19 protein-coding genes and 2 pseudogenes are annotated in these 26,860 nt (G+C 67.6%); 8 read left to right on the top strand and 13 right to left on the bottom strand.

Features of this window, described 5'->3' with window-relative positions:
• Positions 1-43: 43 nt before the first annotated feature.
• From ACQB60_RS30860 to ACQB60_RS30850, 3 genes are all read right to left on the bottom strand, one after another.
• Positions 44-1,573 (bottom strand): condensation domain-containing protein, encoded by a 1,530-nt coding sequence (locus ACQB60_RS30860; protein WP_496929385.1) that lies wholly within the window; start codon positions 1,571-1,573, stop codon positions 44-46.
• Between the two features lie 228 nt (positions 1,574-1,801).
• A complete protein-coding gene (locus ACQB60_RS30855) occupies positions 1,802-3,751 on the bottom strand; it encodes an AMP-binding protein (RefSeq protein ID WP_496929384.1) in 1,950 nt (649 codons plus the stop codon).
• Positions 3,752-3,876: 125 nt separating this feature from the next.
• Positions 3,877-4,902: a ParB/RepB/Spo0J family partition protein gene (locus ACQB60_RS30850; protein ID WP_496929383.1), complete on the bottom strand. Its 1,026-nt coding sequence runs from the start codon at positions 4,900-4,902 to the stop codon at positions 3,877-3,879.
• A gap of 824 nt (positions 4,903-5,726) precedes the next feature.
• Here ACQB60_RS30850 and ACQB60_RS30845 point away from each other — a divergent pair.
• Positions 5,727-6,377 carry a ScbR family autoregulator-binding transcription factor gene (locus ACQB60_RS30845; RefSeq protein WP_496929382.1) on the top strand — a complete coding sequence of 217 codons (651 nt, stop codon included), beginning with the start codon at positions 5,727-5,729 and terminating at the stop codon, positions 6,375-6,377.
• Between the two features lie 101 nt (positions 6,378-6,478).
• Here the strand turns inward: ACQB60_RS30845 and ACQB60_RS30840 are convergent, their stop codons facing one another.
• The 3 genes from ACQB60_RS30840 to ACQB60_RS30830 all read right to left on the bottom strand — a co-directional run bounded on the left by ACQB60_RS30840 (position 6,479) and on the right by ACQB60_RS30830 (position 9,848).
• Complete coding sequence (locus tag ACQB60_RS30840; RefSeq protein WP_496929381.1) at positions 6,479-7,102, bottom strand: ScbR family autoregulator-binding transcription factor; 624 nt, start codon at positions 7,100-7,102, stop codon at positions 6,479-6,481.
• A gap of 603 nt (positions 7,103-7,705) precedes the next feature.
• Positions 7,706-8,365 (bottom strand): ScbR family autoregulator-binding transcription factor, encoded by a 660-nt coding sequence (locus ACQB60_RS30835; protein ID WP_496929380.1) that lies wholly within the window; start codon positions 8,363-8,365, stop codon positions 7,706-7,708.
• Between the two features lie 244 nt (positions 8,366-8,609).
• The gene (locus tag ACQB60_RS30830; RefSeq protein ID WP_496929379.1) at positions 8,610-9,848 is read right to left on the bottom strand and encodes a cytochrome P450 family protein; all 1,239 of its coding nucleotides are present in this window, start codon (positions 9,846-9,848) and stop codon (positions 8,610-8,612) included.
• 179 nt (positions 9,849-10,027) lie between these two features.
• Here ACQB60_RS30830 and ACQB60_RS30825 point away from each other — a divergent pair, with 179 nt between their 5' ends.
• Positions 10,028-11,020 carry a ScbA/BarX family gamma-butyrolactone biosynthesis protein gene (locus ACQB60_RS30825; protein ID WP_496929378.1) on the top strand — a complete coding sequence of 331 codons (993 nt, stop codon included), beginning with the start codon at positions 10,028-10,030 and terminating at the stop codon, positions 11,018-11,020.
• A gap of 263 nt (positions 11,021-11,283) precedes the next feature.
• Here the strand turns inward: ACQB60_RS30825 and ACQB60_RS30820 are convergent, their stop codons facing one another.
• Positions 11,284-12,318 carry an AfsA-related hotdog domain-containing protein gene (locus ACQB60_RS30820; RefSeq protein WP_496929377.1) on the bottom strand — a complete coding sequence of 345 codons (1,035 nt, stop codon included), beginning with the start codon at positions 12,316-12,318 and terminating at the stop codon, positions 11,284-11,286.
• A gap of 211 nt (positions 12,319-12,529) precedes the next feature.
• Here ACQB60_RS30820 and ACQB60_RS30815 point away from each other — a divergent pair, with 211 nt between their 5' ends.
• Positions 12,530-13,729 (top strand): iron-containing alcohol dehydrogenase, encoded by a 1,200-nt coding sequence (locus ACQB60_RS30815; RefSeq protein ID WP_496929376.1) that lies wholly within the window; start codon positions 12,530-12,532, stop codon positions 13,727-13,729.
• Between the two features lie 3,018 nt (positions 13,730-16,747).
• Here the strand turns inward: ACQB60_RS30815 and ACQB60_RS30810 are convergent.
• From ACQB60_RS30810 to ACQB60_RS30800, 3 genes are all read right to left on the bottom strand, one after another.
• Positions 16,748-17,233, bottom strand: coding sequence for a hypothetical protein (locus ACQB60_RS30810; protein ID WP_496929375.1), 486 nt, complete (start codon positions 17,231-17,233; stop codon positions 16,748-16,750).
• Positions 17,234-17,627: 394 nt separating this feature from the next.
• Entirely contained in the window at positions 17,628-18,653 is a 1,026-nt protein-coding gene (locus ACQB60_RS30805; RefSeq protein ID WP_496929374.1) for a hypothetical protein, read from the bottom strand.
• A complete protein-coding gene (locus tag ACQB60_RS30800) occupies positions 18,646-19,533 on the bottom strand; it encodes a ParA family protein (RefSeq protein WP_496929373.1) in 888 nt (295 codons plus the stop codon). The genes ACQB60_RS30805 and ACQB60_RS30800 overlap by 8 nt, the downstream gene beginning before the upstream one ends.
• Positions 19,534-20,456: 923 nt before the next feature.
• Here ACQB60_RS30800 and ACQB60_RS30795 point away from each other — a divergent pair.
• Together ACQB60_RS30795 and ACQB60_RS30790 are read left to right on the top strand one after the other, a co-directional pair.
• A complete protein-coding gene (locus ACQB60_RS30795) occupies positions 20,457-21,710 on the top strand; it encodes an AAA family ATPase (RefSeq protein WP_496929372.1) in 1,254 nt (417 codons plus the stop codon).
• On the top strand, positions 21,707-22,831 hold the full coding sequence (locus ACQB60_RS30790; RefSeq protein ID WP_496929371.1) for a ParB/RepB/Spo0J family partition protein: 1,125 nt from the start codon (positions 21,707-21,709) through the stop codon (positions 22,829-22,831). The genes ACQB60_RS30795 and ACQB60_RS30790 overlap by 4 nt, the downstream gene beginning before the upstream one ends.
• 39 nt (positions 22,832-22,870) lie before the next feature.
• On the opposite strand, the gene ACQB60_RS30785 is transcribed toward ACQB60_RS30790, so the two are convergent.
• A complete protein-coding gene (locus tag ACQB60_RS30785; protein WP_496929370.1) occupies positions 22,871-23,683 on the bottom strand; it encodes an SDR family NAD(P)-dependent oxidoreductase in 813 nt (270 codons plus the stop codon).
• 228 nt (positions 23,684-23,911) lie between these two features.
• Between ACQB60_RS30785 and ACQB60_RS30780 the strand changes: the two are divergent.
• From ACQB60_RS30780 to ACQB60_RS30770, 3 genes and pseudogenes are all read left to right on the top strand, one after another.
• Positions 23,912-24,298, top strand: a pseudogene (locus tag ACQB60_RS30780) (ATP-binding protein); the annotation flags it as partial.
• Positions 24,231-24,494: an ATP-binding protein gene (locus ACQB60_RS30775; RefSeq protein ID WP_496929499.1), complete on the top strand. Its 264-nt coding sequence runs from the start codon at positions 24,231-24,233 to the stop codon at positions 24,492-24,494. The pseudogene ACQB60_RS30780 and the gene ACQB60_RS30775, both read left to right, overlap by 68 nt.
• Positions 24,433-24,642: pseudogene (locus tag ACQB60_RS30770) on the top strand (ATP-binding protein). Before ACQB60_RS30775 ends, ACQB60_RS30770 begins: the two are co-directional and overlap by 62 nt.
• Positions 24,643-24,713: 71 nt before the next feature.
• On the opposite strand, the gene ACQB60_RS30765 reads toward ACQB60_RS30770, so the two are convergent.
• Positions 24,714-25,250 carry a transposase gene (locus ACQB60_RS30765; protein WP_496929369.1) on the bottom strand — a complete coding sequence of 179 codons (537 nt, stop codon included), beginning with the start codon at positions 25,248-25,250 and terminating at the stop codon, positions 24,714-24,716.
• A 226-nt stretch (positions 25,251-25,476) separates the two neighbouring features.
• A complete protein-coding gene (locus ACQB60_RS30760) occupies positions 25,477-26,373 on the bottom strand; it encodes an MBL fold metallo-hydrolase (protein ID WP_496929368.1) in 897 nt (298 codons plus the stop codon).
• Positions 26,374-26,860 lie beyond the last annotated feature (487 nt).

Below are 26,860 nucleotides of genomic sequence, written 5' to 3'. Positions count from 1 at the left end.
GCCACCCGGCCGCCCGGCCCAGCAGATTCAGGCCATACGGGCTTCAGGCCGCGCGCGACCCCGACGGCACCGGGACGGCGGCGACACCTCGCCGCTCGAACGGATAGTGGACGACCGCGCTCTCGACCGCGCCCTCGACGACGACGGCAGCGGCGCCCTCGACCTCCTCGGTCCCGTCGAGCGAGCTCAACTCCCCCACGAGAAGCGATGGTTCGGCGGCGATCCGCCGCAGCACCCCGGCGAGCCGGAGCGCGACCGCGTCAGCGGCGTCCTGGTCGAAGAGGTGGCGCTGGAAGCAGAGCGAGAGATGCAGCGCGGGCCTGTCGTGGGCTACTACGGTCAGGGCGTACGGGGTCCCGGCGTGCGAGCGCATGCCGGTCACGCCGATGCGGGACGAGATGCCGAGCGCGGCGGGCGTCAGGGCGCCGACCGGGTACGCGTCGTAGGCGACCGACGTGTCGAACATGCCCTCCACCTCGGCGAGTTGGAGCAGCCCCGTCGCCACGTGCTGGTGGTCGGCGAGCGCGGCGCGGCTGTCGCGCAGCCGGGCGAGGAGCTGGGCCGCGGTGTCCTCGGGCGCGCAGCGCAGCCGCAGCGGGGTCGTGCCGCCGAACGGTCCGATCAGCGCGTCACCGTCCGTGAGCGCCTCGGGCCGACCCGCGTGGGTGACCCCGAACAACAGATCCTGACGACCCGTCAGCCCGGCGAGCACGATCGCCCAGGCGCCCTGCACCAGCGTGTCCACGCCGACATCGAGGCCGGCGGCGCACCGGGAGAGCTGTCTGCGCTCACGCGCGCTCAGCCTGACCTCGCTCTGCCCGAAGCCGGGGTGACCTGCTCCGGCCTCGGCGGCCGGGACGGGGACGGGGCGCCGAGTGCGCCGGCCCGCGACGGGCGCGAGCAGCGTGGGCCCGTCGATCCCCTCGAGTTCGTCGGCCCAGACCCGCGCGGCCTTGTCGCGGTCCTGCCCGGCGAGCCAGGTCAGGACGTCGCGGTGGCCGGAACGGGGCGCGGGCAGCGAGCCGGCGTCGTCGCCCGCGTCGTACAGCCGCAACAGGTCGCTGAGCAGGGGCCGCACGGACTCGCCGTCGAGCAGCGCGTGGTGCGCGGTGACGACGAGGTCGCACCGCTCCACGCTTGTGCGGACCAGCGTCATCCGCAGCAGCGGCGGCGCGGCCACGTCGAAGCGGTGCGCCGCGTCCTCGGCGAGCAGCCGGTCCAGGGCGGCGCCGCGGTCCCCGATGTTGATTTCACTGAAGTCGACGTCGCGCCACGGGAGTTGGGCATGCGGGACGACCACCTGACGGCGGCCGCCGCCGAGGGCGGGCACCACCGCGGTGCGCAGGTTCGGGTGCCGGTCGACGAGGTCCTGGGCGGCCTGGCGCAGCCGGGCGGAGTTGATCTGCCCGTTCAGGTGCGCGACGACCTGGAACTGACCGGTGTCATAGGCGGAGTCGGCCACGGGTCCCGTCAGGGACGCGGGCAGCTCGGAGTGCGCGAGCACCTCCGACTGCGCCGCGGTGAGCGGCCATACGTCGACGAGCCCCGGATAACGCCCGGCCCATTGCTCCATTTCCGGCTGGCTCACCGAAACGAGCGGCAGGTCCGTCGATGTCAATTCCCCCGCGCCCCTGGCCATTCCGCCACCCCATCCCTCGCTGTGAAAGCTGCCCCCTGAAAGAGCAGAGTTACATTTGCGCGAGAGAAGAGGAACCCCGGTCAAACGCCCTTGACTGTGCGCGGTCCCTTGCTCGTTGCTCCGGATCTCGTGCTGCGGACCTCCTCGGGCCGACTCGTCCGATCAGGTCCGCGCGGCCGCGACCTGCGAGGGCACCGTACGCAGCGCACCACCGCCGAAGCCCGTGCCCGAGTCCGCTCCGGCCCCGTCGGCCGTACGGAAATCCGCCGCGCTGTTCGACTCCGCGTCCTCCGCGTCCTCGAACACCGCTGGTCCCCGGCCACTTCCGTCGAACCGGCAGGGGTAGGGCAGCTCACCCAGTACATGCAGCAGCGCGGTGATCCCAGCGAACTCCCCCGGCCAGCGGAAGACCACGGAGGCCACCGGCCCGTGGCGGGCGGCGGTGACGGCGAGGACCCGGCGGATGTGCTCGACGTCCCCGGCCACGACACGAAAACGCCCGTCGCCCTCCACGGCGAACTCCGTCCCCGGACACACCTGGACCAGCACGCCCGGCACGCCCGGCACACCGCTGTCCGCAGCGACGTGCTCCTCGCTCCACTCCTCGGTGAAGACGACGCACGGGCCGCGGCGGGCTTCGGTGCGCCCGGCGACCACCAGCGAACTGTCGTGCACGAAGGCGAGGTCCCCGGTCCGCAGCCACCCGTCGTCGCCGGCGGCACCTTCGCCCGCCTCGGCCGCGCCTCTTGTGCCGGTGCCAGGACCGGCTTCGGACACGGCCCGGGCACCGGGTTCGGACGCGGCCTCGCCCCAGTAGCCGCTCATCAACGCCGCGCCGCGGACCTGCAGTTCACCGACCCGGTCCTGCGGCAGCACCTCTCCGTCCTCGTCCACGACACGGATGCCCACCCCGGGCAGCGGCCCGCCGGCCATGGCCAGCTCGACACCGTCACCCGCCGCCCCGCCGCGCGGACCGGCCGCGTCGACGTACCGCAGCGGCCCGCCGAAGGAGGACGGCGCGACGACGACACCACCGGCCGCCCGGTCCTCGCGGTGCCGCAGCGAGTACGTCACTCCCGAGCAGGTCTCGGACATCCCCCAGCACGGGGCCACGGCATCGGCGGCCAGGCCGTGGGGGGCGAGCAGCTCGAGGAAGCGCTGACTGGTCGCGGCGCACACGGGCTCGCCCGCGTTCACGAACTCCCGGACGCGCGACAGGTCCAAGCCCCGTCCGGCCACCTCGTCGGCGTGGCTGGTGATCAGGGCGTACGCGAAGTCGGGCGCCCAGGTGTTGGTCGCGCCGTAGCGGTCCATCCAGTCGAGCCAGCGCGGCGGCTCGTCGAGGAAGTCGTCGATGCGGCCGCTGATCTGCTGGCACCGCAGAAAGACGTCACGGACGCCGTAGAAGATCATCGACTGCTGCTCGGGCGGCATCCAGACGAGGCTGACGTCGTCACCGCGGTAGCCGCGGGCCTGCACGGCGGCCCAGGTCCGGGCGGCGACGGAGGAGTTGGTATGCACGGCGCACTTGGCGCGGCCGCTGCCGGTACCCCGGGTCAGCAGATGGACGACCGGATCCGCGGCCCCCGCCGCGTACCACCGGCTGTCGCGCCGCCGCCCGCCCAACTCCCCCACACCGAGGATCCGCAGCCCCTCCCCCTGCCCGCCCCACAGCCGGCGCAACTGCTCCAGTCCGGGCCGGGTGGCGTCGTCGGCGAGGACGACGGGGCACCCGAGCAGCAGCCAGGCGTGGTGCAGGGCGCGGTTGGCGGGGTGGTGCCGCGCGTAGGTGGGGGCGACGGCGACCGGCGTCGGCACGAATCCGCCGAGCACACAGGCCCAGAACGCCGTGGTGAAGTCCCGCTGTTCGTCGAACTGGAAGAGCACCGCGTCACCCGGCTGAAGCCCGGCGGCACGCAGCCCGCCAAGAACGACCTCGGCCTCGGCCAGCAGCTCCGGGTAGGACTGCACATCGTCCTCACACCCTGCCCGCAGATAGCGGATGCCCTTCTCCGGAGCCAGCTCGGCGGCGCGGGCCAGCGCCCCCTGCAGCGTCGTCGGCTCGCCGTCGGGGACGAGCAGCTGCCCGCCGTACACCTCGGAGAGGGGCATGGGCTCGACCTCCAGTCAGTCCGTCACACCGTCAAGGACGGCTCGTGCGTGCTCGCTTACTCACTCACCCAAAGCAATCTCAAAGACCAACATCAGCAGCTCAACGGCTCAGTGAGACTCGGCAATCACATCCGCCGCGTCTCGAGCTCGTTGGCGAACCGCAGCCAGTGGTCGGCGCAGCGCCGCGCGGCCTGCGCGAGCATGTCGGCGCGGTGCCCGGGCACGCTGCGCGCGAGCCGGAGCCACTTCGCCTCGTCGCCGATGGAGTGGATGCTCAGCATCTGCAGCAGCATCCGGCCCGCCTCGGTGCGCAGCGAGGGGTCCTTGCGCATGTTCGGCAGGATCATCCCGAGGGCGACCGTGGAGGTGCGCGCCGCGGGCCGTTCGGTCACCTTGGCGGGCATCTCGGGCACGGCCGAACTCGCCTTCGCCGACTGCCTCCTGGAGGGCAGCGGGTCCTGTCCCTGCCGTATGCGGTCCCGTACGTCCTTGGCGGTGGCCGTCGCGATCCCTGCCTGCTCGGCGATCTCCCGCAGCGAGGCGCCGGGGTTGGCGGCGATCACCTGGCTCGCCCGCAGCCGGCCCTCGGTCGCCTGCAGCGGACGCACCCGGCCGTCCCGGCCCACACGGGCATTCAACTGTTCATTACCACCGGTTGAACGACGCCGGATCGAGGCGACGGTGCTGGCCGCGAGCCCCGCGTTGGAGGCGATCCGCCGGTCCGACCAGTAGGGGTGGGCCTGCAGGATCCGCTTGGCCGCGGCCGTCCGGTCCGCCTGCGAGAGCGGCAGTCCATGGGCGATGTTGAGCCGCACCGACAGAGCGAAGACGTCGTCCTCGCCCCCGTCGAAGAACTCCACCTCGATGGACTCGTCCCCGCGCAGCCGCACGGCCCGCAGCCGGTGCATGCCGTCGATGACCCGCATCGTCGCGCGGTGCACCAGGATCGGCGGCAGCGGCGTCTCCAGCTTGGCGAGCATCTGGATGTGCTCGGTGTTCTCGCCGTTGATGCGCGGGGAGTCGGAGTCGAGCAGCGAATCGGTGGGCACCATGGCCCGCTGTCCCGGGGTGCGGTCGTCCACATCGGAGGCCGGCGTCGTGTCGACCCGGGCCGGTTTTCCATCGGCGGTGACGACCAGTTGAAGACTCATGAGAGGGCCCCCCTTCGCGCCGCGGAGCCGGTCCCACCAGCCGCCGGTCCACGGTCACGCATATCTGCATCGTTGGTGTTGACGTTCGGAACGTGCCTGTACACGTACGGCTCCCCTCTATGGCCGTATCAACCCGAGACCTAAAAAATACCTGCCTGCGGGTTTTTTTTCGAGGCCCAGAAGATGATTCTTAGCCGCCCCGCCTCTCCCGACCGAGGCTCAAAACGGCCCGCAGCCGCACCCGGGGGGACGGGGGGCGCGGCTGCGGGAGTCCGGGAACCACACGGAGAGGGACCGGAGAAAGGCGAGCTCAGAGGGCATCTGAAGGATGCCGTGGGCCCCGGGAGGTGGACCCGAAAACTCGCCCGATTCGGGAGGCACCGGCCCCGTCCGTGGGCTTCTCAACCATAGGAACATACCGCCTTCCTGGTTTTCAAGAACTCGCAAGAAACCCCGCCGGACCGCCCCCTCGCGGCCGCCGCCCCACATCCGGAATACTCAATTCACGTCGCCCGCGATCACTTTCGCGTCAGACATGCCTCAGTCACACTTGATGTAGCGTGCATCGTTAGAGGTGGCCGTACGCTGTGCGATATGCCGCACGCCGTACGGACTCCCCCCACCGAAGCGCCGTTCGCCGAGCAGACCGGGAAGCACCCCCACTACCCGACGAGGGGCGCACAGAGCGAGCAAAACGAGTGAACAGAGATGCTGAATGCCGTACTTGCGAAGACTGCACCAGGCTGGCCGAGTACCGCTCTAGAAAATAAACCGCAGAGTTGGTTTGATAACTGTATGGTGCACCCCTCCCCGAGGAGCCACCGGTGTTGAAACAGGATCGTGCCGTTCGCACCCGCCGCTCACTCGTCCACTCCGCCGCCGAGGCATTCGAGCGGTACGGGTACGCGCAGGCGCGGCTGACGGACATCAGCAGCAGCGCGGGCGTCAGCCCCGGCGCGCTGCACTTCCACTTCGAGAACAAGGCAGCGGTGGCCGCCACCGTCGAAGCGACCGCGGCCGAGTCGCTGCGCCGCTCGGCCTGGGCGGCCCAGCCGCCCGGCCTCAACCCCCTGCAACGCCTGACGAACGCCTCGCACGCCCTGGCGGACCGCCTCCGCCGCGACGTCGTGGCGCGGGCGGGCTTCCGCCTGAGCGGCGATACGGCCTACGCGAATGAGCTCAACCTCCGCAAGGAGTGGGAGAGTTGCGTCCATCGGCTCCTCGACGAGGCTGCTGGCCAAGAACTGCTCGCCGAAGGCGTCGACCAGCCCGACATGGTCGCCACGATCGTGGCGGCAACCACCGGATTCGAGGTCCTCGGCCGCCGCAACAGCCAGTGGCTCGCCCCCGAGGCGATCACCTCGTTCTGGCGCCTGCTGCTGCCGTGCCTGGCCTCCGCCCACGCCCTACCCCTGGTCGACCCGGGCCCTCTGCGTCCGGAAAACAACGGAACGGTACCGGAGCAGGGGCACTGACCCTCTCCGACGTAGACACCACCGTTCGGCCGGCGCCCTTGGCGTGAGGTGTCAGGGGCCCGGCCGAAGGGTGGTGTGGAGAGCGGGAACTGGCTGATACCTCAGCGCACTCCGCTGCCCCGGCTGCCGGCAGCCACGAGCACATCGAGCGAGGACGACTCCACAAGTCTTGGCAGCATCAGCGCCCAGAACCGCGTGAGGGTGCCGTGCGAGAGCCACCGCTCGTCCTGGCTGCCCAGCGTCTCGAAACCGACCGTAGCGGCCACCACCGCGGTCACGACGTCCTCCGCCGATACGCCGCTCGCCAGCCTGCCCTCCCTGGCCGCGCGCTCGAGGATTCCCTCCACCCAGCTCTGCCAGATGCGGCGGAGGTCGTCTCCGGGCCCGGAGTGCTCCAGGTTGTCGGACAGATCGAACCCGGCTCGCAGCACGACGTCCTGGCTCAGACCTCGTATGAGGTCGTGCGTGGCATCGATCAGCATCTGCAGCGCATCCTTGGTCTCCTGGGCCACGATCCGGCCCAGTCGCTCGGCCGCCGCCGACCCGACCGCGTCGGCCAGGGCCGCTTTGCTGGAGAAGTGGAAGTGCAGCGCCCCGTTGCTGACCCCGGCGCGTGCGCTGATCGTGGCCAGGGACGCCACCTCGAACCCGTCGCGGTCGAACAGCTCGGCGGCGGATTCGATCAAGGCGTTGCGCGTACGCACCGCGCGTTCCTGTCTGGCCATCAAAGGGGACTCCGTGAAAGCGAAGGATGGGGATCCGTCGGGCCTCGTCACCGTCGATGACGCTGGGAGCGGCCACACCGGCCAGGGGTGTCCTGGCCGGTGTCATGCTGTCGGCCTGATCCAGCACGCCGTCAGATCTCTTGAACAGCACACCGGGTCACGACCGTACGGTTCCCCCGTCTCGCCCCTGGCCGGTGGGTGGTCCCGCCACGCGGGCCACCCGTCAGCCGCGTGCCCGAGTCCACGGTACGGACGGCCCCTGCCCTCTCACCGTGCCAGGGATCGTCTGCCCCTCTTGGATTAGGGCTGGCCTTCATGACGCGTACCAGAATAACAAACCGCTAGGATGGTTTCTATAATGGCCATCGATGCAGACCTACAAAGAGAGAACCGCCGCCCTCCGGTGCAACCGGAGCAGTCACTGCTCACGGAGCAGACCACGGAAGCGGCGGAGGGAGCCCACGCATGCCTACCAACGCAACGTCCCCCCTGCCCTCAGGGCAGGGGGGACACGCCCACTGGACATGAGTGGGACGGTACGGAGGCCGGGAGCGGTCCCCCCGTCTCCACCAGATTCGACCGACGCCGTCTGGGCACGCCGCGTCAGCCCGCCACAGCCAGGGCTTCCGCTTTCGTGCGCTCCATCTCGGCCCAGATACGGGCACCTCGGTCGGCGGAGGTATCGAGGCGCGCCAGGATCGCGGGCGCGGTGATGGCCGGCAGCACATGCTTGTACAGCACGGACGCGCGCTGTTCCATGTCCTGCCAGTGCGACGCGTAGTGCGAGAACATCTGGTTCCCGTGGTACGCGCCCACGGTGAACTCCGCAGTCTCCCGAGGGTTGACATGCGGCAGCACCTCGCCGCGCTCCTGCGCCTCGGCGAGGACTCCCGCAAAGAGGTCAGTCCACCGGGGCCAGCTGGAGCCGTACTTCGCCCTTCCCTCCGGGTCCGACTCGAGCCGGGCGCCGGCACGGAGGATTGGATCATGGACAAGCTGGTATGCCAGCAGCATGCCGATGTCCACCCACTCCTGCATCTTCAAGTCCTGCGGAGGCCGAGCCTCTTCGATCTGCTCGTCGAGCACCCCCTTGGCCAGGGCTTCCTTCGAATCGAAGTGGAAGTACAAGGCGCCCTTGGTCACGTCGGCGAGCTCAAGGATCTGCGCGACCGTCGTGTTGGAGTAGCCGGTCTCGGAGAACGCCACGGCCGCCGCATTCAGAACGGCCCGGCGAGTCCGAATCGCACGCTCTTGCTGGGCCATCCGGGCCTCCCTTCATCTGGGCGAGTTTCGCGCGAACGCGAGGACAAAAGAAACCGCATGGAACGTAGTTTAGCTGTACGCTCCCCGGGTTTCCATGCGCCGAAAAGTTGAAATGGAGCCTTTTGCGCACCTTGCCCCATATTGAGTTCGACGAATCTCACCATGCAAACAGGGTGGATGGGTGGATTCCGATCTCCACTCTGCTCGGGATGGACCGTGGCATTCCGCTTCTCCGGCCACTGAGTCAGGCAACGACTTCTGGCCCCAGAAGCACGGGAAGGGCGGAGTGGCCGTTGCTGATGAACGACTCCTGCATCCTCAACTCATCCTGTGGCACCCCGAGTTTGATCTGCGGGAAGCGGGCGAAGAGGGCTTCGAGCGCAGTGGTCACTTCGAGCCGGGCCAGTGGACGACCGAGGCAGTGGTGCACACCGTGGCCGAAGGCCACGTGCTCGCGCAGAGTGCTCCGGGTCAGGTCGAACTCGTCCGCGTCATCGCCATACCGCCATGGGTCGCGCGAAGCCGCGGCGAACGACAGCAGGATGGGCGTGCCCCGGGGGATGGTCGCCCCATCCACCTCGATTTCCTCGATGGCGAAGCGGAAGGGCATGTTCGCGAAGACGCCGTAGCAGCGGAGCGTCTCGTCGACCACATCCTCCCAGGAGGCCACACCGCTGCGCACCAGTTGCAGCTGGCCCGGATGGCTGATCAGGGCGTGGATCGCCTGCTCGATGAGGTTCACCGTGGTCTCGATCCCCGCACCGACCATGAGCAGGAGCATGTCGAGCAGCTCCTTTTCACTCATCCCCACTCCCCCGTCGTCGCGCGCGGTGATGAGTTCGCTGACGAGGTCGGCGCCCGGCGCGGCACGCTTGGCAGCGATGAGTTCCTGCAGGATCTCGTAGAGCTCCGACTGGTTCGCCTGGGCCTCCTCAGGGGTGGCGGAGGTCCTGAATGACACCCCGATCACCCGTTGCAGATCGGCGTGGCGCTCTTCCGGCAGCCCCAGCAGCTCGTTGATGACCAGAGTGGGCAACGGCAGCGCCAACTCCCGGCGAACATCCACGATTTGCCCCTGCGGGAGGGCGGCGAGACGGTCGAGCAGTTGATCAGTAATGCGTGCCACCGCGGGCTGCATCGCGGCCGTACGACGCGCGGTGAACGCCCCGGCGACGAGCTTGCGCAGACGCGTGTGCTTCTCTCCGTACGCCGTGAGCATGTTGCGCACCGACACCCAGATCGACAGGGGCCAGGACCCGTCGACCTCACCGCTGATCCAGTCCGGCCAGTGCTGATACGCGTCCTTGGAGATCCGGGGATCGATGGACAGCCTTCTGATCAGGTCGATGTCGGTCACCGCCACCCCATGGACGCCGCCAGGAAGAAGTACCGGGGCGACCGGGCCCCGCGCACGAAGCTCCGCGTCGGCCCGCGGGTCCCGGCCGGTCGAAGCAAGGGCGTAGGGGCACTGCTGGCGGATCATCGGCAACCTCCCGGGGGACTGGGGCAGATCAGCCCCTCGCCATACGTACGGGTTAAGCAAGGTCCGATGTTAAACCAGCCAGTTGGTTTCTTGATGCTTCACTTGAGCCTTGAAAATCAAACCGGTGGGTATGTATCTTATTGGTCTAGCTTCCAGCCCACCTCCTGGGGGAGAGGTCCATGACCTTGTTAGTGGTTAAGAAGGAAGAGTCCCGCCGGACCGACACGCTCAAGGAGGCCCGCAGCGCTATGGCGCTGGGCGATCTCCCTCGGCTGACGACCACGGTTCCCAGGGAGTACGTGCACCGCGCCTCCCTGGCGGAAGTCTTCCTTACCAGCTGCGAGAAGATCGACGAAACCCGGTTCTCACTCACCGCGCAGCTGCCTCGTGCCCATACGTTCTTCAACAGCTCCGACGGTCTCCAGCACGACCCGACGCAGATAGGCGAAACGTTGCGTCAGGTCACGCTGTTCCTCGGCCACTCGGACTTCGGAGTGCCACTGGGCTACCACTTCGTGCTGTGGGAGCTGACTTTCGCGGTGCACACGGAGCAGCTCATCATCGGATCGGCGCCCACCGACCTCACGCTGGACGTGGTCTGCACAAACCTGGTGAAGAGGGGAAGCAAGGTCTCCGAGTTCACCCTTGAGGCCACGGTCTGGCGCGACGGACAGCTCGCCGCCACCGGCAGCACCCGCACCACGTGTGTCTCGGAGACGACGTACCGGCGACTGCGGGGCTCGTCCTCCGCCGGGGCTCTCAGCACGGACCGCAACCGGAACTCCGCTTATGTGGACCCCTCCGCATTCGGCCGCGTGCTCTACCGCGACGTGGTGCTCGATCCGACGAACGCGCCCAACCGGTGGCTGCTGAACCCCGATCCCCGTCACCCCATCCTGTTTGACCACGGGGGCGACCACATCCCCGGCATGGTCCTGGTCGAGGCCGCTCGCCAGGCTGCCTACGGCCTGCTCGCGCCCGGCTTCTCGCTGACCCCGACCTCGATGTCCACGGACTTCTTCCGTTACGTCGAGTTCGAAAGCCCCTGCTCCATCGAGGCGACTCCGCTGCCGGTCCAGCAATCGGGTGTCCTGAGTGTCCATGTGACGGGGCATCAGAACAACCAGCAGGTGTTTGCTTCTCAGGTATCGGGCACGTTGTCCGAATCCTGAACGACCCGCACTACCGTGCCGCGGCAGCCGCCGCGCGACGGCCCAGGACTGCCAGGATTGCGGTCCGTGCCACTTCTCCGGGCACGGGAAAAGATCCGGGCAGTCCTTCGTCATGTGCGCTGCCGGACGGCTTCGCGGCCGGCGCCGCCTCGCCCCGCGAAGCCCGTACACAGTCGGATCCCCCATCGCCGATCGCTCCCCCACGTTCCGGAACGGCGTCGGGCACGTTGGCCCCCGCCTCCCCAACGGCCCACGACTGCCCATCAGTTCCCGTGCCCCGCTCGGCTGCGGAAGACAGCGCTGGCCACCGTCCGTTCACGCTGCCGAACCAGCAGGGTGCGGCCCCCGGGAACGACCGCGACGACGGTGGGCACGTCCCATGCAGCGAACCCCGCAAAACTGACGTCCAGCCCGCCGACACGCGCGTTCCGGTTGTCGGTGTCCTCGGCGGCATGCGCGGCCTGCCGCAGCGCGTCGAGCAGCAACCGCTCAGGTATGTGGCCACATCCGCCGACGGCCGTACGGTCGCGCCCGGCGGCGCTCAGACGCAGTCGCCAGGTATTGCTCACGCCACCGTGCGGCGCGGCCAGCAGCACATCCCGGGAACGCCGCCGCCCTACCTCGGCGGGCCGCAGCGGCGTCAGGGAGCACTGCGCCGCCCCCTCCCCGGCGCGGCCACCCCGGTCCCGAGCCGTGCGCTCATGCCGCCGAAGTGCCCTGTAGCGCCGGGCACTCATGGCCTCCCAACGCAGCCGCACCCGCCCCCGGCGCACCCCACCGGCCGACAGGACCGTATTCATGCTCAGCTGGCGCCAGGACGGAGAGGCGGCGATGGGCGCGGCAACGGAGACATCCAGCCCCACCGGTACCGGCCCCACGACGTGCGGCGGAAGCTTGGGGTGCTCGTCCTCGATCTGGATGTGCCGCAGCGCCAGCAGATGGTGTGGCGGCAGCCGGTAGTGCCGCTGCGCGATGACCTGCCCCGCCCGCTGCGCCGTCTCCAGGAAGAGCAGGAGGTCGCGCGGACCATCCGGATCGGCGGAGCAGAGTTCGTCGCCCCGCGGCCACAGCCCGGACACAGTGAAGTGATGGGTCCCGCGGCGCACCACCATGAGGGCTTCTGACGCATCGTCCTGGCCACGCTCCGCGGCCAGGACTGGCGAGTCAGCAGCAGTGGCGCACATGACGAACCTTTCCCGCAGCAGGTCCTCCACGACAAGGAGGATCCAGCCGTCCGATCGTTCAGTAACCCGGCGATTGAGCAAAAATATACCGCACACCCGGTTCGTTTCAATCACTTGCGCAGGCTCATTCGGGGCTCTTGGCAGTCCCGTTCGAGAGACACCGCCCCGGCAAGGACGCGTACCGACCGACCAGGAGGTACATGTGACCTGCCGGTTCGCCGCCGTGAACTCGTCACGTCCTTCCTATGCGAGCTGGACGAAGCCGCGTGATTGGCTGTTCCCCACCATCCAGTGCCCGCCCGCCCCACCCTCGACAGGAGAAACGATGAGTCAACACCAGCCGCTCTCCGGCCGCTTCGACGTGCTGCCGATGGAGAGCATGATCTACGGAGCGGGCACCGTGGACCGGGCCGGAGCCGAGTGCGAGCGACTCGGCATGACCAGGATCTTCCTGGTCCTCTCGGCGAGCCTGGGCCGAGCCAGCGACATCGAGAGCCGCCTCCGTTCCCAACTCGGCGACCGCATAGCCGTGGTGTTCACCGGCAGCGAGCCGCACGCGCCCGAGCAGGTCGTCCTCGACGCGGCCGCGCAGGCCCGAGAAGCCGGGGTGGACGGCTTCCTCGCCGTGGGCGGCGGCAGCCCCATCGACATCGCCAAGGCAGTCAACCTGTGCCTCACGGAGAAGGTGACCACCCGTGAGGAACTACTGAAGTACGCGGTGAAGTTCACCTACCCGGACCAGCTCGAGATCCCGTCGATGACCGGCGAAGGGCTGCCCCAGGTGGTGGTGAGCACGACGCTCTCGGCAGCCGAGTTCACCCACATCACCGCCGTCACCGACACGGTGGACCTGGTCAAGAACCTCTATCTGGACAATGCCCTGATGCCGGAAGTGGTCATCCACGACTCCGAGCTGCAGCAGTTCACTCCGCGTCAGCTCTGGGCGGCCACCGGCATGCGAGCGGTCGATCACTGCATCGAATCCCTGTGCTCCACGCAGGCACAGCCGGTGACCGATGCGCTGTGCACGGACGGCCTGCGGCGCCTGGCGACGTACCTGCCGATCTCGGCATCCGACGCGTCGGACACGCATGCGGCGGGCGAGTGCCAGATGGGAGCCTGGCAGTCAGCCTTCGGGATCACCCAGGTGTTCGTCGGGCTGAGCCACGGCATCGGCCACCAACTGGGCGCCCGGCACGGCATCCCGCACGGCGTGACGTCCTGCGTGATGCTCCCGACCGTCCTCGCCTACAACTACGAGCGCACCCGGGAGCAGCAGGCGAACATCGCACGGGTCATGGCGGACGCGATGGGAGTCCCCGTGCCCCAGGACGGCGCGTCCGGCATCGTCCGCCAGTTCGTCGACTCGCTCGGGCTCCCGACGACTCTCCGCGAAGTCGGCGTCACACCGGACGACTTCCCGCTCATCGCCCGCGACGCCATGCAGGACTTCGTCGTCGCCCACAATCCCCGCCCCGTCCAAGGGACGGCAGACGTGATCAAGATCCTCGAGCAGGCTTACTGACCGGTGCTCCTTGAGCTCAGCCCTTGAACTTCCTTGTGGGACAGCAGATTTGGCTGCGATACGGGCAGTGACAGCGAACGCTTCGGAGCGGGCGCCAGGTCAGCACCACTTGGGTGCACCGCCCCCGATTCCCCGCCGAAGCTCGGCGCCGACAGGATCGCGGCTCATCAGCGGTCCGGGAACACCCCGCACCCGGACACTTCCGTCGACCGTCGTGCGGCATCTCACCGGGATGCCGCACGACGACTCACTCGGGCCGGTGGCCTGCCGGTGTGGCCGTCCGGGAAGTCGTCAGCCGACCGAGTACGCGATGGCGGCGCGAACACCCCCGGCCCGGAGCTGAGCCGCACGCCCCTCCCCGTCAGACTCTGCTCCCCCGCCACCTCATCCTCCGGCAGCGCCCGCGCAGCAAACTCCCCCAGACGCCGCGACCACCCCTCACCCTTCCCGGAAACCCTCGCCCGCGGCTGCTCCCGCTCATGCTCCGAGCCCCGCAACAACCGCAGCCACAGAGCCTGCCCCTCCGCATTGAACCGCCCCAGCTCCTCCCCATGCCGGGCCCGCGCCCCCTCCTCGCAGGGACCACAGAACCACGTACGAGCGCTGACCCCCTCCCCCGTACGACAGCCGGTGCACCCGCCACGCACCACCGACGCCCCGCCCCGGCACCCCGCACACCGCAACCCGTCCCCCAACTCCCCCTCACGCCCGCACCCCGCGCACTCCCCCCGCCGAGGCGTCCCCGCACACGCCGGACACAGCTGCTTGCCCTTCCGCGACCCATGGAACGTCCGATCGCACCGAGGGCAGAGCGTCACCTGCGGAAGCTGCGACATCAGCCAGGCCATGGGCCGGTCGATCACCCCCGGATCATCCGGCTGGCCCGGATCTCCGGCCACCGACATCGGCGCGAACCGTGCCTCGAGGTGAGCGCTCAACTCCCGCACCGACATGGCCCTGAGCACGGCGCCGACCGCTGCCCGGACAGTGATCAGCTGCGTGGGCCGCAACCTCCCGAGCAGCGGCGACACCACCTCGAGCACCTCACGTACGTCCCGCCGCACCGCGACATCGTCCCGACTCCGCCTGCTGTTCCTCTCCGCGCGCAGCGCGTCTCCCCGGTCGACTGCACCGGGCGGCAGCAGAGGCTCCTCGTGGAACTCATCCCTCGCGTACGCGCGCGCGTCCCGGCAGCGGTCCCTAGCCCCCCCAACGGCTTCGCCGGAAACCAAGATCTCAGCGGGGGGTTCATCTGATGCAGAAACCACCGGGGGGTGATTGGTGTGGAGCAGTGCAGTACCGGGGAGCTCTGAAATCCCAACCCCGTCGGCCTCCCCACCGCCCCTGACCTGGCCCATCTGCTCTCCACTCGACGCCTGGTTCCCAAGGGCAGCAACAGGGTGGTCAGACACAGCAGTTGAACCCCCAAACCCCGGCGCGCGCCGCGGCACGGGCACGGCGGCAAGACACTCCGGATCCCGTTCGTGGGCCGCCGCCACCGCGGCCACCCGCACCCGGCTCACGCTGTTCAGTCCCGAAGCGACGTCCTTGCGGACGACGTCGACCACACCGAACGCCCGCAGCCGGTCCAGGACCTTGGCCCCGGCCGAGGCCGAACACCCCAGCAGCCGCGCCACCGTCGCCGCGGGCCTGCCACGCCGCTTGTCCACCGAACCGCCGCACAACCGCAGCGATCCGTCCGCGCGAGTGCGCAGCACCATCAGCAGCAAGGCGAGCCGATCCGTCGCAGCCCCCCTCCCTCGGCGCTCCGCCAACAGCCCCGGCGCGGTCGCCGCCCGGCCCACCGGCGCCCAACCCGGCCCGAACAGCGCCTCGCACAGACGCAGCAGCGTCGCCAGCTCCTTGCGGGACAGCGCCAGCAGCTGCCCCGCCACCGCTCCTGCCCCTGTCGCCTCTGCCGCTCCTCCTGTCCCCGCGTCACGCCGAGCGCGCCAGAAAGGCATCACGACGCACTCAAGCCCCACGACAAAACCCGTCCGGTCTTTCACCCGTCTGGTCTGCACGCAGGTTGACGCACGCAGCGCGGGCAGCACCGCATGGTCGATCGTCGACTCGGACACCCCGATCCAGCGGCCCAGCTCGGCCGCCCGGATACGTGTACGACAGCTGGCCGCCTGAGCCTTCGCGAACAGCACCACAGCGGACAGCCGCGCGGCGTCCGAGAGACCGGCCAGCGAGGGATCCCCGAGGAGCGCCTCGATCGCGCCCTGCAGCCGCTCCCGGGTCCTGCGGCCCAACTGCAGAGGATTTCCAGGCATGTTGGGAGCCTCTACGGCTTCTCCGACCTGACCGGACGTCACGGGCCGCAGCCGAGGCGACGGGGAGAAGCCTGAGGCGGAAGCCGCGAGGGCCTGGGCGGTACTCACCGGAGAACCACCGCGGGTGTCACCGCGCCGCCACGGGGCAAGAAGGAACGGAGCGCCCCGTGGCTGACTCGGGGGTTCCGCTTCGTGCGAGGAGCGGGCTGGAAGTGATCGCTTCCCCTCGCGGATCGCGGTGCGAAATGGACGGAATGGTGGCGTTTCTGGCTGGTTTTGTGGGCGTGAAGTGACGCGTTGATGCCGATTTGAGGCAACACGAAACCAGCCCTCATGAGGGCAGCTATGATGTGCTCCAGCTAGTAGAAGGATCCGGCTATGTAGTGGGATCCGGCTATGAGGAGGGCTCCCGCTATGCAGGGGCTCTTGCAGGGGCGGTACCTCGAAGCGACTGAGTTCTCTGGCGAGTGAGTTGGCCGGTTCGGGCGCCGCAGCTTATGAGGAGTGTTTGGTCATCGTTGGTTGGTGCCGATCAGTCGCACCGCACCTCTGCTCGGCCTGGGGAGGCAATGAAATGAGCTCGGTGCGCTACGGACGGCCGACGATGAGCTTCCCTCCTCACTAGCGGCACCATGCGGTGTCGCTCGACTTGAGTGGTCCGGGGGCCCAACCCCGGACCACTTTTTCGTTGTCCGGACTCCGCGGGGGACAAGTCAAAGCACGGAGCTGGTCGTTCCGTTCAGGCGGCGGGCTTCGCGGCAGCCGCGCGCTTGGTACGCGCCCGGCTGCGATCAGGCAGCCCCGCTATGGCATCGGGCAGCTCGGAGACCCACAGCCCGACCGGGACACGGAAGGCGGCGCGGCCGTTGAGATGCTCCAGATCGAAGGCGGCACGCTCGGCCGGGGTCGTGACCAGGTGGATCGAGTCCTCGAGCACCCACAGAGCGGTGTCGGGCGTGGTGTTGGGATCGGACGCGGCCTGGCGCGCCGCCTCCACGGCAGTGGACTGCCACAGCTCGAGGTCCTGGCGCGCACTGCGAGCGCGCCGCTTGCCGGGCCAGGCGATCTGCGTGACGAAGGCGTACACGCGCAGCGCGACCACCGAGTCCTCGAAGTGAGGCTCGTAGAGGATGCCTTGGTCGCGCGCTTTCCACGCCCACGACTCACTCAGGCCGGCCGCGACTGCGACGGCGCTGGTGCTGAGCTGCTTGCTCACTCCAGACATCAGTTCCCTCTCCCGAGGCGCAAATGTGTTGATCGTGCTGCACACCGTAGCGCATTCGGCGCACACCCACTGCGGTGTCACTAGAAACGCGCGTGTCGCCAATCTAGTCACGGTCCCCCGCTACGCCCGTATTTGAGCCCCCATCATCTTGCCAGAAGGGCGATTCATGGCGAATCGATTCTTCATTGGGTCTAGTGTCACGCAGCTAGTTCGACAGCTAGGTACATGCATAGCTAGTCAGATCGTTAGTCAGGCAGCTAGCAACAGCGAAACATTCATCACTGCACTCATCGCAACAACCCGCAGATCAGAAGAGGGGCGTGGCCAGCGCCTGACGGCTGGTCACGCCCCTCTGCTCCCTCGCGGGCCCTCTCACGAGGCGCCCGCGGCACTCCTACTCGACCGCAGCACTTCCCGTGCGACCCCGACGAACCGGTCGGAGCAATTCCCCTTCCGCGTCGAGCGCTTGAAGAAACCGCTCCAAAGCGGCTGAAACCACGTACAGGCCGCGACGCCCGTAATCGGCCTCTTGAAGCCCCTGATTGAGTGTCGACACCAGCGCGTACGTTCGCTCCCCCACCCGATAGGTGGACTGCTTGCCCGGCTCGACGAAGCCCATCCGCTCGTCCAGGAACTCCTGCGCCATGGCGATCTGTTCGCTGACGTTGTGCGGCACGTGCCGCAGAGCCGCATCCAGGTAGTGCCCCTGGCCCAGCATCGCGTTGCCCGACGACCGCCGGTCCGCCTTGATGCGCTCCTTGAGCAGCGCGAGCACCTCCGGCTCGATCCGGAAACCATGGCTCCGCCACCGCTCCGAATGGATCTTGGCCTCGGCGAAGCTCTGGTGCAGCGCGTCATGCGCCCATCGCCGCACACCCTCCTCCGACTCCTCACCCGTCGAGTCGGCTTCGGGACGCGCCGCCGGGACCACTTCGGCCACGGGCTCGACGACGGGGGCGGCCGGTGAGCGGGGCGCAGCTGGTGCGCTCGGCGCGGCCGCCGTCTTGCGGGCGGCACGTGATTCACGGGTTCGAGACGTACGAGGCGCCGGCCGGGGCTCCTCGGCAGGCGCGGCGGGTTCCGGCTCGGCAGCCGAGGCGGGAGCTGGAGCTGGAGCTGGAGCGGCGGTCGCCTTGGCCTCGCGGGCTTGCTGCGGCACGGCCGCCTCACCCGACTCGGCCGACGGCACCTCCGCCGCCTTGGCCTCGAAGTCCTGAGAGGGCACCGGAGACACCGGGGACACCGGGACTTCCACTTCCGGTTCCGCCGGGACCGCTCCCCCACCGAGGAACGATCGACCGGCCACCGTGTCGGCGCCTTCGATGAGCCCTTCGATCAAGGCGGCTCCCCCGGCCTTGAAGTGATTGGGGGCCTTCTTCTTGGGCTTGCCGCGCGGCGACGGCTTCGCGGAGTTACTCAACGGGCGCACCCGTCAGCTCGATGTGCTCGGGGGTGTCCCACTTCTCGACCGGCTGCTGCATCCGCTCGAGGATCTGCATCATCAACTGCCCGTACAGCTTGCCGGGAGAGTGGCTTGCGTACCGGACCGCGGCCGGAACCCCGTACGCGAAGGAGTCCGAGATGCGGTTGTCGATGCGGATGTCGGTACTGAAGGGATGCAGCCCCGCCTCGAGCATGCCGTTGCGGATGTTCACCTCCTGGGACTTCCACTTCGACGGCGGGTTCGAACGGTTGAGCACAGCGCCCAGATACTGCGGGTCGCACTCACCACCGGTGCGGTCCTTGACATAGCGGACCGTGCCCCGGGTCGCCGCCGCGCCCTTGAGCGCCGGGTATTCGGGAACACACACGGTGATGACGAAGTCCGCGGCCGCCAGCGCGGTCGCCGACAGCGAAGAGACCGCCGGCGGCGTGTCGATGACGGCGAAGTCGAAGTGATCGGCAGCGTCGAGCAGCATCCGGCGGAGCACCGGCGTGGACTGGTACCCCTTCTTATGGATGAGGTCCTGAGCCGCCGTCATGGTCGACTCCTCACAGGCCAGCAGATGCAGAGACCCGGCGTCCTCCCACTCGGCCAGGAGCTCACTGCGGTCGAACCACACCGACGGCAGATCCATCCGCATCCCCTGGATGCGTGCCTGCAGCACCCACCCCAGGGAACGCGCCAGCTGGTTCTCCCCCGCCAGGTTCACACCAAGGGCCGTTCCGGCCTGGGCCTGCGGGTCGAGGTCGACGACCAGGACCCGCGCACCCGACAGCGCAAGCCCCGCACCGAGATTGACGGTGGTGCTGGTCTTGCCGACCCCTCCCTTCTGGGTTGCGACGGCAATGACCTTCATCGCTTGTTCCGCCTCTCTGCGCGCTTGGCTCGCGGCCTACGTTCATTACGTTTCGCCGCGTGACACCAGGTCGTTCGCCGGAGATTCCACGCCAACGAGCAGGAGAGGAGGCAGTTTTATCGGCCTGACCTTCCCAAATGCGATGGAGGGCACCGGCTGTGGATCTAGTGACAGGCGGATCGATCACGCATGACGATAACAGGAACGCCCGTCCCGCCGAGGGAGACTCGCCAAGACACACCCGCCTCACGTGCACTTCCTCGCCTCGATGGTGCCTCATCGTCGGTCCGAGCTCTAGACCGACAGCTCGATGCCTCGACACCTCGGCACGTCGCTCGCTCGTCCGCGCACACGTCCGTCCGCCTGCCTGTCCGTCCGGCGAGCAGCGAGCAAGACAGCACGTCGGTACGTCCGCTGGTCCGCTCGTCAGCTCGCGCGTACGCGGGGAACGCCGTACGTCAGCAACGCAGTCAGCGAGCAACACGGTGCGTCAGTAAGTGCGTTCGCAAGGGGGCTCGTCAGGTGACTAGATGCATCGCTAGTTAGCAAGCTAGACAGCTAGCTAGCAACAGCACTGCAACTAATCATGCATAAGACGATGCAAGTAACAGGCTATAGCTAGCTGCAAACATCAAACTGTCCATCAGTTCACACATAGTTACTTCGGAAGCTATATGGCAACCACTACTGAAGAAGACATGAATCCATGCAGAGTTAGAGCTATCTATCGTTATATTTGCAGGTCAGGGAGCTAGTGCCTTGCTAGGTGGAGAGTCGACTCCCCCGGCCCTGGCCGCCTCCTCAAGCACTCCTGGGCCAGCCTTCCGCCCACTGTGGGGCGCTTGATCGAGCTCCACCAGCAGCAAGTTGAATCTAACGTGTTGAGGCACAGGGAGCAGAGATTCGTTAGTAAGGTGTCCAACGTGAGTTCTCAAGACACCGCCAACGACCGCGAGAAGATTGTCTCCAAGCTGCCGACCTGGCTCCGGCAGGACCTCAAAGTACGAGCTGCCCAGCACGGCATCGAGATCCAAACAGCCGTAGAGCAAGGCATCGACGCCTGGAACGCCCTCGCCTCCGCCCCCGGAAACATCGATACATCCGGCGCCGCATCCTTCTCCACCTTCCTCCCCGAAGGCCAATGGGACACCTTCCGGCAGACGGCGGCAGACCGACAGACCTCCCTCATCCAAGGGCTCGCCCAGTCAGTACAGCTCTGGCTGGAGAAAAACCCCGCCCCCACCATGCAGCGGACCAAGCACCCCAGGCGTCGCATCGTCTGCAACCAGAAGGGCGGCGTCGGCAAGACCGCCGTCACCGCCGGCCTCGGCGCAGCCCTCGCCGAAGACCACGACGCCCTGCACCCCGTACGCATCTCCAAGCACCTCGCCGCGCAACTCACCGACACACCCGGACCCGACGACAACCCCCTCGAAGTCGAAGACCTCCCCGGCCTCGGACGACGCGTCCTGCTCGTCGACTTCGACCCCCAGCGCCACCTCACCAAACAGCTCGGGCAGGACGAGATCCCCATGGACGGGGAGACCGAAAGCCTCAGCAAGCACATGACCGGCCAAGCCAAGGGCAGCATCCGCGACCTCGTCGTCACCATCACCGACGAGCGATACGGCGACCGCCTCGACCTCCTGCCCGGCTGCCAAGACGGCTTCCTCCTGGACGTCGCCCTCTCCCAAGTCCGCTTCCGCGAAGCAGCACTCGAGCGCGCCCTCGCGCCCCTCGAGCCGTTCTACGACGAGATCATCGTGGACTGCCCGCCCAGCCTCGGCCTCAGCATGGACACCGCGATCTACTACGGCCGCCGCCGAGAGGACGAGCCTCCAGGCAATTCCGGCCCGCTCATCGTCGTCCAGGCCGAAGACAGCAGCGCCGACGCCTACGACCTCCTCGTCACCCAGATCGAAGACCTGCGCGACGACATGGGCATCGAAATCGACTACCTCGGCATCGTCGTCAACCTCTACGACCCCCGCCGAGGGTTCATCGCCACCTCATCCCTGGAGGCATGGGTCGCCATCAAGGACCCCCGTGTCGTCGCGGTCATCGGTGACCTCACCGATCAACGCAAGGCCGTACGCCTCAAGCAACCGCTCCTCTCCTTCGCACCACGCGGAGAGCAGTCAGTGACCATGCGCGCCCTCGCAAGGGAGATCTCATGAGCGGCACCGTCGCCGACCAACTCGGCACCGGCGCCTCCTTCGGACGCACCCGCACAGGAGTCAGCGCACGACGCCAAGCCGTAGCCGCCACCGCCGGCGCCCCCACCGCCGGTGCCCCCGACGCACGCCTGCGCACCCTGCCCCTCGAACACCTCGTCCCCACCCGCTTCAACCCGCGGCGCAACTTCGGCACCGAGGAAGACCTCCGCGAGTTCGGCCTCAAACTCCAGAAGAAGCAACTCCAACCGGCTGTGGCCGTCACCCGCGCCGCATACCTCGCACTCTGGGAAGACGAGGAGAACAACCTCGGCAGCGCCCAGTACGTCATCGCCAACGGTGAACGTCGCTACCGAGGCTCCCTCGCCGCAGGACTCACCACCCTCGAAGTGGTCGTCGACGACGACATCGCCAAGTCCCGCGCAGACTTCCTCGACGCGATCCTCTCCGAGAACAACGACCGCGAAGACCTCGACCCCATCGAACGAGCCCTGGGCATCGAAACGATGGTCGCCGAGCTCGGGGGAGCGGACAAAGTCGCCGAGCACTACAACAAGTCCAAGCCCTGGGTCAGCAACCAACGCAAGCTCCTCAAGCTCACCCCCGAACTTCAGCAGCTCATCAGCAGCGGAGAAATGTCCGTCCGTATCGGCCGCGACATCGCGGGCTTGCCTCACGCCGAGCAGAGCACCGCCTGGCAGGCCGAACTGACCCGCCGTGCCGAGGCTCAGGCGATGCCCCGGACCCGCAAGCCGAAGAGGGAGAGCACCAGCACCCCCGACAACACCCCTCGGTTTACCGCGGTAAACCAGCAGCAACCCACCGAGGCAACCGAGCAACAGCCCATGGAGGCGAACCAGCAGCGATTTACCGCGGTAAACCACCAACGCACCCCCGCACCTTCACCCCCGCCCACCGACCCCGAACAGCAGCAACCCCCCAGACTCCCCTACGACGACGGCCCGTTTCTCGCCCAACACCTGGGTAGGAAGATGGACAACAGCTCCTACTTCACGATGCTCCGGGTCCTCCTCGACCAAGCTCAGCAAAAGGACCCCGTAGCCTACGAAGACCTCCTCGACCACGTCCTCGCACAACGCGGCGAAACCTCCCGTACGCGCTGACACCCGGTCGACTGCAGAAGGCCCGCGCCTGCCCGGCCTTCAGGCGATGAGCTCGCGGGTGAGCTCCATGAGCTGCTTGCGGGCCTCGGCGTCGTATGCCTGCTCATGCGCCGTGATTTCCGTGTACTGGTCGAAAAAGCGGCCGGTGGTGGATTCCAGACCTGGGTCGGTGATCAGCCGAACCGTGGGACGGACGCCTTCGTCAAGGCTGGTTGTAGGTGTGATACCGACCTCACGTACAGCCTGAGTGTCCATCCCAAGGGCAGGTATAAGGGTGTTCACGGTGACGCCGGAATCCTGGAGTTCCTCGGCAAGGTCGAAAGTTGCCATAATCATCGCGAGCTTGCTGCGCCTGTAGGAGGCCATCACCTCGTAGTCCTGCTTCAGCATGACGTCGTTGAAGTCGATTGCCTGCCGCCCGGTCGAGGAGACATTGACGATGCGGGCAGGTGCGGAAGCTGTGAGCAAAGGCAGCAGATCACGGGCGAGAGCGTACGCAGCGAGGTGATTGACGGCGAAGTGCAGCTCGTGGCCCTGCACACTCACCCTTCTGCTACGTGGTTCAGGACCGCCGCTGGCTATCGCATTGTTGACAAGCACATCGAGGCGAGGTTCAGCGGCGCGAACCTGCGCCGCCATGTCATGTACTTGATCGAGGTCGGAGAGATCGGCGAGATAGGTACGAACCGTGGCGTCCCGCTCTGCAGCCCGCAGGTCTGCTGCGACCGCCTCGAGACGGGTGTGGTCGCGACCATGCAACAGGACAGTGTCGCCACGCGCAGCGAGGTCATAGGCGATTCCACGGCCGAGGCCCTGTGTCGTGCCGGTGATCAGCACAGTGCGTCGAGTCATGAGGACGAGATTGGCATACGCGGTAGCTCCCGGGCAGCCCTCACTGCCTACCGCAGGCCCGCGGCAGCGGGTTCGCACGCTGGAGGAGTTACTGAAACAGTTCCCGGCCGCTGGCACTGAGGTGGACCGCAGACCGCTGGCGGTCTTTGAAGAGCTGACCGGGACCGGTCCGTTCACCGAGCTGCCGAATCCGCAGGAGCTTTCGTGAGCGAACTGACCGGCAACCGCATGCGCGACACCGCCGCTCGCCTCGGCCTGCCTCATCTGGCCGAGGCGCTGACCGACTGCATTCGCCGCGCGGACGAAGGAAAGCTGGGATACCTGGGCCTTCTGGACCTGGTGTTGTCGGAGGAACTTGCGATCCGTGACGACCGCCGGTACCGCCAGGGCCTGCGGCTGCCGCACCACATGACCCTCGAGGACTACGACTTCGCCTTCCAGCCCGAACTGGAACCACGCAAGGTTTTAAAGACCTGGCCACGCTGGCACTTGTCGAGGCGAAGGCGAATGCCGCCCTGCTGGGGCCGCCCGGCGTCGGCAAGACCACATCGCCGTCGAGCTGGCGGTAGCTGCCTGCCGGGCCGCTACTCGATCTACTTCACCACCCTCGACGACATGGTCCGCAACCTCAAAGCTGCAGAGACGGCTGGTCACCAAGCTCACCAGCTACCTGCGGCCCAGCGTCCTGGTCGTCGACGAGGTCGGCTACCAGCCTTTGGGAGCGCGCCGAGGCGCATCTGGTCTTCCAGGTGATCTCCAAACGCTACGAGAAGGGGTCGACCATCCTGACCTCGAACAAGAGCTTCGGTGAGTGGTGACAGGTCTTCGGTGACGAGGTCTTGGCCACCGCGATCCTCGACTGGCTCCTGCACCACTGTGACGTGATCTCCATCAACGGCCCCAGCTACCGACTGAAGAACCGCCTCCAAGCCCTCGACGCCGAGCCCAGCACCGACTGACCTGGGGACGCTCGTCCGTATGTACCTGAGGAATTGAGCGGTCCTGGCAAGATTTTCGTAGCCGGAGATCATCAAGGGGACGCGGTCCGGTCGGTACAGCGTCGTCTCAAGTGCGCGATCAGGACGACGCGTTGATGAAGGGGTGGGATGCCGGCGCGACCGCTCATGATCCGCTTCTGGAGTTTCACGTCCGTTACGCGCCCCTCGTTCATTCCTGAGCTGTAGCGGGTGATGATCCCTTGGACTGCCTCGGCCCGATCCACGCGGATCCCCTTCGCCAGACTGGCTAGGGGTGGGTGTCCGTTGGTGGTGAGCTTGTCGAGCCAGCCGGGCAGCCCGGTGGCGTCACGCTGGTCCGGCATGGCGGCGAACTCGCGGACCAGCCCGTGGACGTGAGCGAGTTCAGGACAGTGACTGAACAGCAGGCGGAGGCGTTCCTGGGTGTCCGGGCCCCGTCGCTGCGGTGGTGTGATGATCCACCGGGCAGTCTGGAACGGCGAGGGCTCACTCCTGCTCGGCGCCGGGATGGCGTGCAGCGTGTTGCCGCCGGCGATCCTCGCCGCCTCGGAGTTCGCAGGCGACGAGGTGAGGATGGACGCCGCCGTCAACTCGCTGCAGAGCGTGGGTGGTTCGATGGCCTTGCCACACTGGTCATAGTGGCGACGCAGGCCCGGGGATGCCGAGGCCGGAATGCCGTACGGCTTCGCGACGGGCGCGGGGTTCGCCGCGCTGGCGCTGTCGGCTCCTCCGGTTGGGCGGCAGGCTGTTTCGGGTGAGTGCGGCGTTCACCTGAAATCATCCGGCAGATGTCGCACTTACCGAAACTCACCAAGATCAACTGGATACGTAGTCGAAGCGGTAGCCAGTGGGGGTGGCGGTGATGTGGCCTGGGTTGGGGAAGTGGGCGGTCAGAATGAGGGTATTGGTGTCGGCATAGGTTTCGCAGAGCCAGCGGCGGGTCGCTGCTGCCTGGGGCGGGGCTTGGTCGCCGCCTTGGGGGAGGTCTAGGTCGTCGAACTGGAAGGGGTGGTGGATTACGTCTCCGGTGATGACCGCCCGGTGCTGGCCGCTGGTCAGTTCGACTATGAGGTGGCCGGGGGTGTGGCCCGGGGAGGGGAGCAGGCGGATGGCGAGGTCGTCTTCGGCCAGCACGGTGTGGGGGAGGTCGACGATGCGGGCTTGGCCGGAGGTCAGCACGGGCTGGACGCTGTCCTCGAAGGTTCGTGCCAGGTCGGCGAGGATCGGGTCGGTCGGCTGGGAAGTGTGGTTGGCCTTGTGGGCATCGAACTCCTCGCGGGCGAAGAGATAGGTGGCGTTGGGAAAGGTGGGGTGCCAGCGGTCTTTGGCGAGGCGGGTGTTCCAGCCGCAGTGGTCAGGGTGCAGGTGGGTGGAGACCACGATGTCCACGTTGGACTCGGTGACGCCAGCTGCGGTGAGGTTGTTCAGGTAGTCGGTGTGGAACTGGTGGTGCGCTAGTAGTGCTGGTCGGTGTTTGTCGTTGCCGTTGCCGCTGTCGGCCAGCATGGTGAGGGTGGGTGTGCGGATCAGGTAGGTGTGGATGCCCAGGATGAGTTCGCCGGTGTCCGGGTCCACGAGCCGTGGCCCCAGGGCGGCTGCAGCGGTGAGGTGTTCGTCGGTGATGTCTGGGAACAAGTCGCGCGGAGCGAAGGGCCACCGGTCCAGTTCGGTGATCCGATCAATGCGCGCGGGCCCCAGCGACAGCGTCCGCATTTCTGATGTCCTCTCCAGTAGGCGATTACTTGCCTACACCGTATGCCAGGCCGTGGGAGGGCAAGATCAGGTTTGGCGGGGTGCAGGGCAGCGCAGCAACAGGGAGCTTTGAGATCCCGGAGCGCTACCTGCTCCCGCAGGCGATCTACCAGGGCTTTTGTCGAGTCCTACCGTCTCCCTGAGCTCGTCATGCAGACCTGCGGCCACAGCTTGCCGGGAAGACGGCACGGGCGTACGGTCTTCCCCGTACCAGAGCTGACGGGCATACAAGGAGAACTGACCAGGGTTCGCTTTCGGAAGGAATTCGAAGAATTTCAACGTCAGAATGAGAACCCAAATGAGACGCCGAAAAAGAGGCACCGCCCGTTCCTTTAGTCAGCTGAGGAATTTGCGGAGCGAATTCTTGTAGCTCGAATTGCGGAGCAATTTGAGCCGCGGACAACGGAGTTGTCCGCATTCGGCAGCGGAGCTGCCGGCCAGCCGCGCG

This window comes from Streptomyces odontotermitis, from assembly GCF_050510915.1.
Taxonomy (GTDB): Bacteria; Actinomycetota; Actinomycetes; order Streptomycetales; family Streptomycetaceae; genus Streptomyces.
The sequence above is the reverse complement of the archived record's forward strand: the minus strand, read 5'-3'. Positions and strand labels throughout refer to the sequence as shown.

Excerpts from the sequence above, each read along its gene's own strand:
- ACQB60_RS30760 (WP_496929368.1), bottom strand. The coding sequence starts at position 26,373 with ATGCGGACGCTGTCGCTGGGGCCCGCGCGCATTGATCGGATCACCGAA.
- ACQB60_RS30815 (WP_496929376.1), top strand. The coding sequence starts at position 12,530 with ATGAGTCAACACCAGCCGCTCTCCGGCCGCTTCGACGTGCTGCCGATG.
- ACQB60_RS30855 (WP_496929384.1), bottom strand. The coding sequence starts at position 3,751 with ATGCCCCTCTCCGAGGTGTACGGCGGGCAGCTGCTCGTCCCCGACGGC.
- ACQB60_RS30825 (WP_496929378.1), top strand. The coding sequence starts at position 10,028 with ATGACCTTGTTAGTGGTTAAGAAGGAAGAGTCCCGCCGGACCGACACG.
- ACQB60_RS30835 (WP_496929380.1), bottom strand. The coding sequence starts at position 8,365 with ATGGCCCAGCAAGAGCGTGCGATTCGGACTCGCCGGGCCGTTCTGAAT.
- ACQB60_RS30785 (WP_496929370.1), bottom strand. The coding sequence starts at position 23,683 with ATGACTCGACGCACTGTGCTGATCACCGGCACGACACAGGGCCTCGGC.
- ACQB60_RS30810 (WP_496929375.1), bottom strand. The coding sequence starts at position 17,233 with ATGTCTGGAGTGAGCAAGCAGCTCAGCACCAGCGCCGTCGCAGTCGCG.
- ACQB60_RS30860 (WP_496929385.1), bottom strand. The coding sequence starts at position 1,573 with ATGGAGCAATGGGCCGGGCGTTATCCGGGGCTCGTCGACGTATGGCCG.
- ACQB60_RS30850 (WP_496929383.1), bottom strand. The coding sequence starts at position 4,902 with ATGAGTCTTCAACTGGTCGTCACCGCCGATGGAAAACCGGCCCGGGTC.
- ACQB60_RS30830 (WP_496929379.1), bottom strand. The coding sequence starts at position 9,848 with ATGATCCGCCAGCAGTGCCCCTACGCCCTTGCTTCGACCGGCCGGGAC.
- ACQB60_RS30840 (WP_496929381.1), bottom strand. The coding sequence starts at position 7,102 with ATGGCCAGACAGGAACGCGCGGTGCGTACGCGCAACGCCTTGATCGAA.
- ACQB60_RS30790 (WP_496929371.1), top strand. The coding sequence starts at position 21,707 with ATGAGCGGCACCGTCGCCGACCAACTCGGCACCGGCGCCTCCTTCGGA.
- ACQB60_RS30800 (WP_496929373.1), bottom strand. The coding sequence starts at position 19,533 with ATGAAGGTCATTGCCGTCGCAACCCAGAAGGGAGGGGTCGGCAAGACC.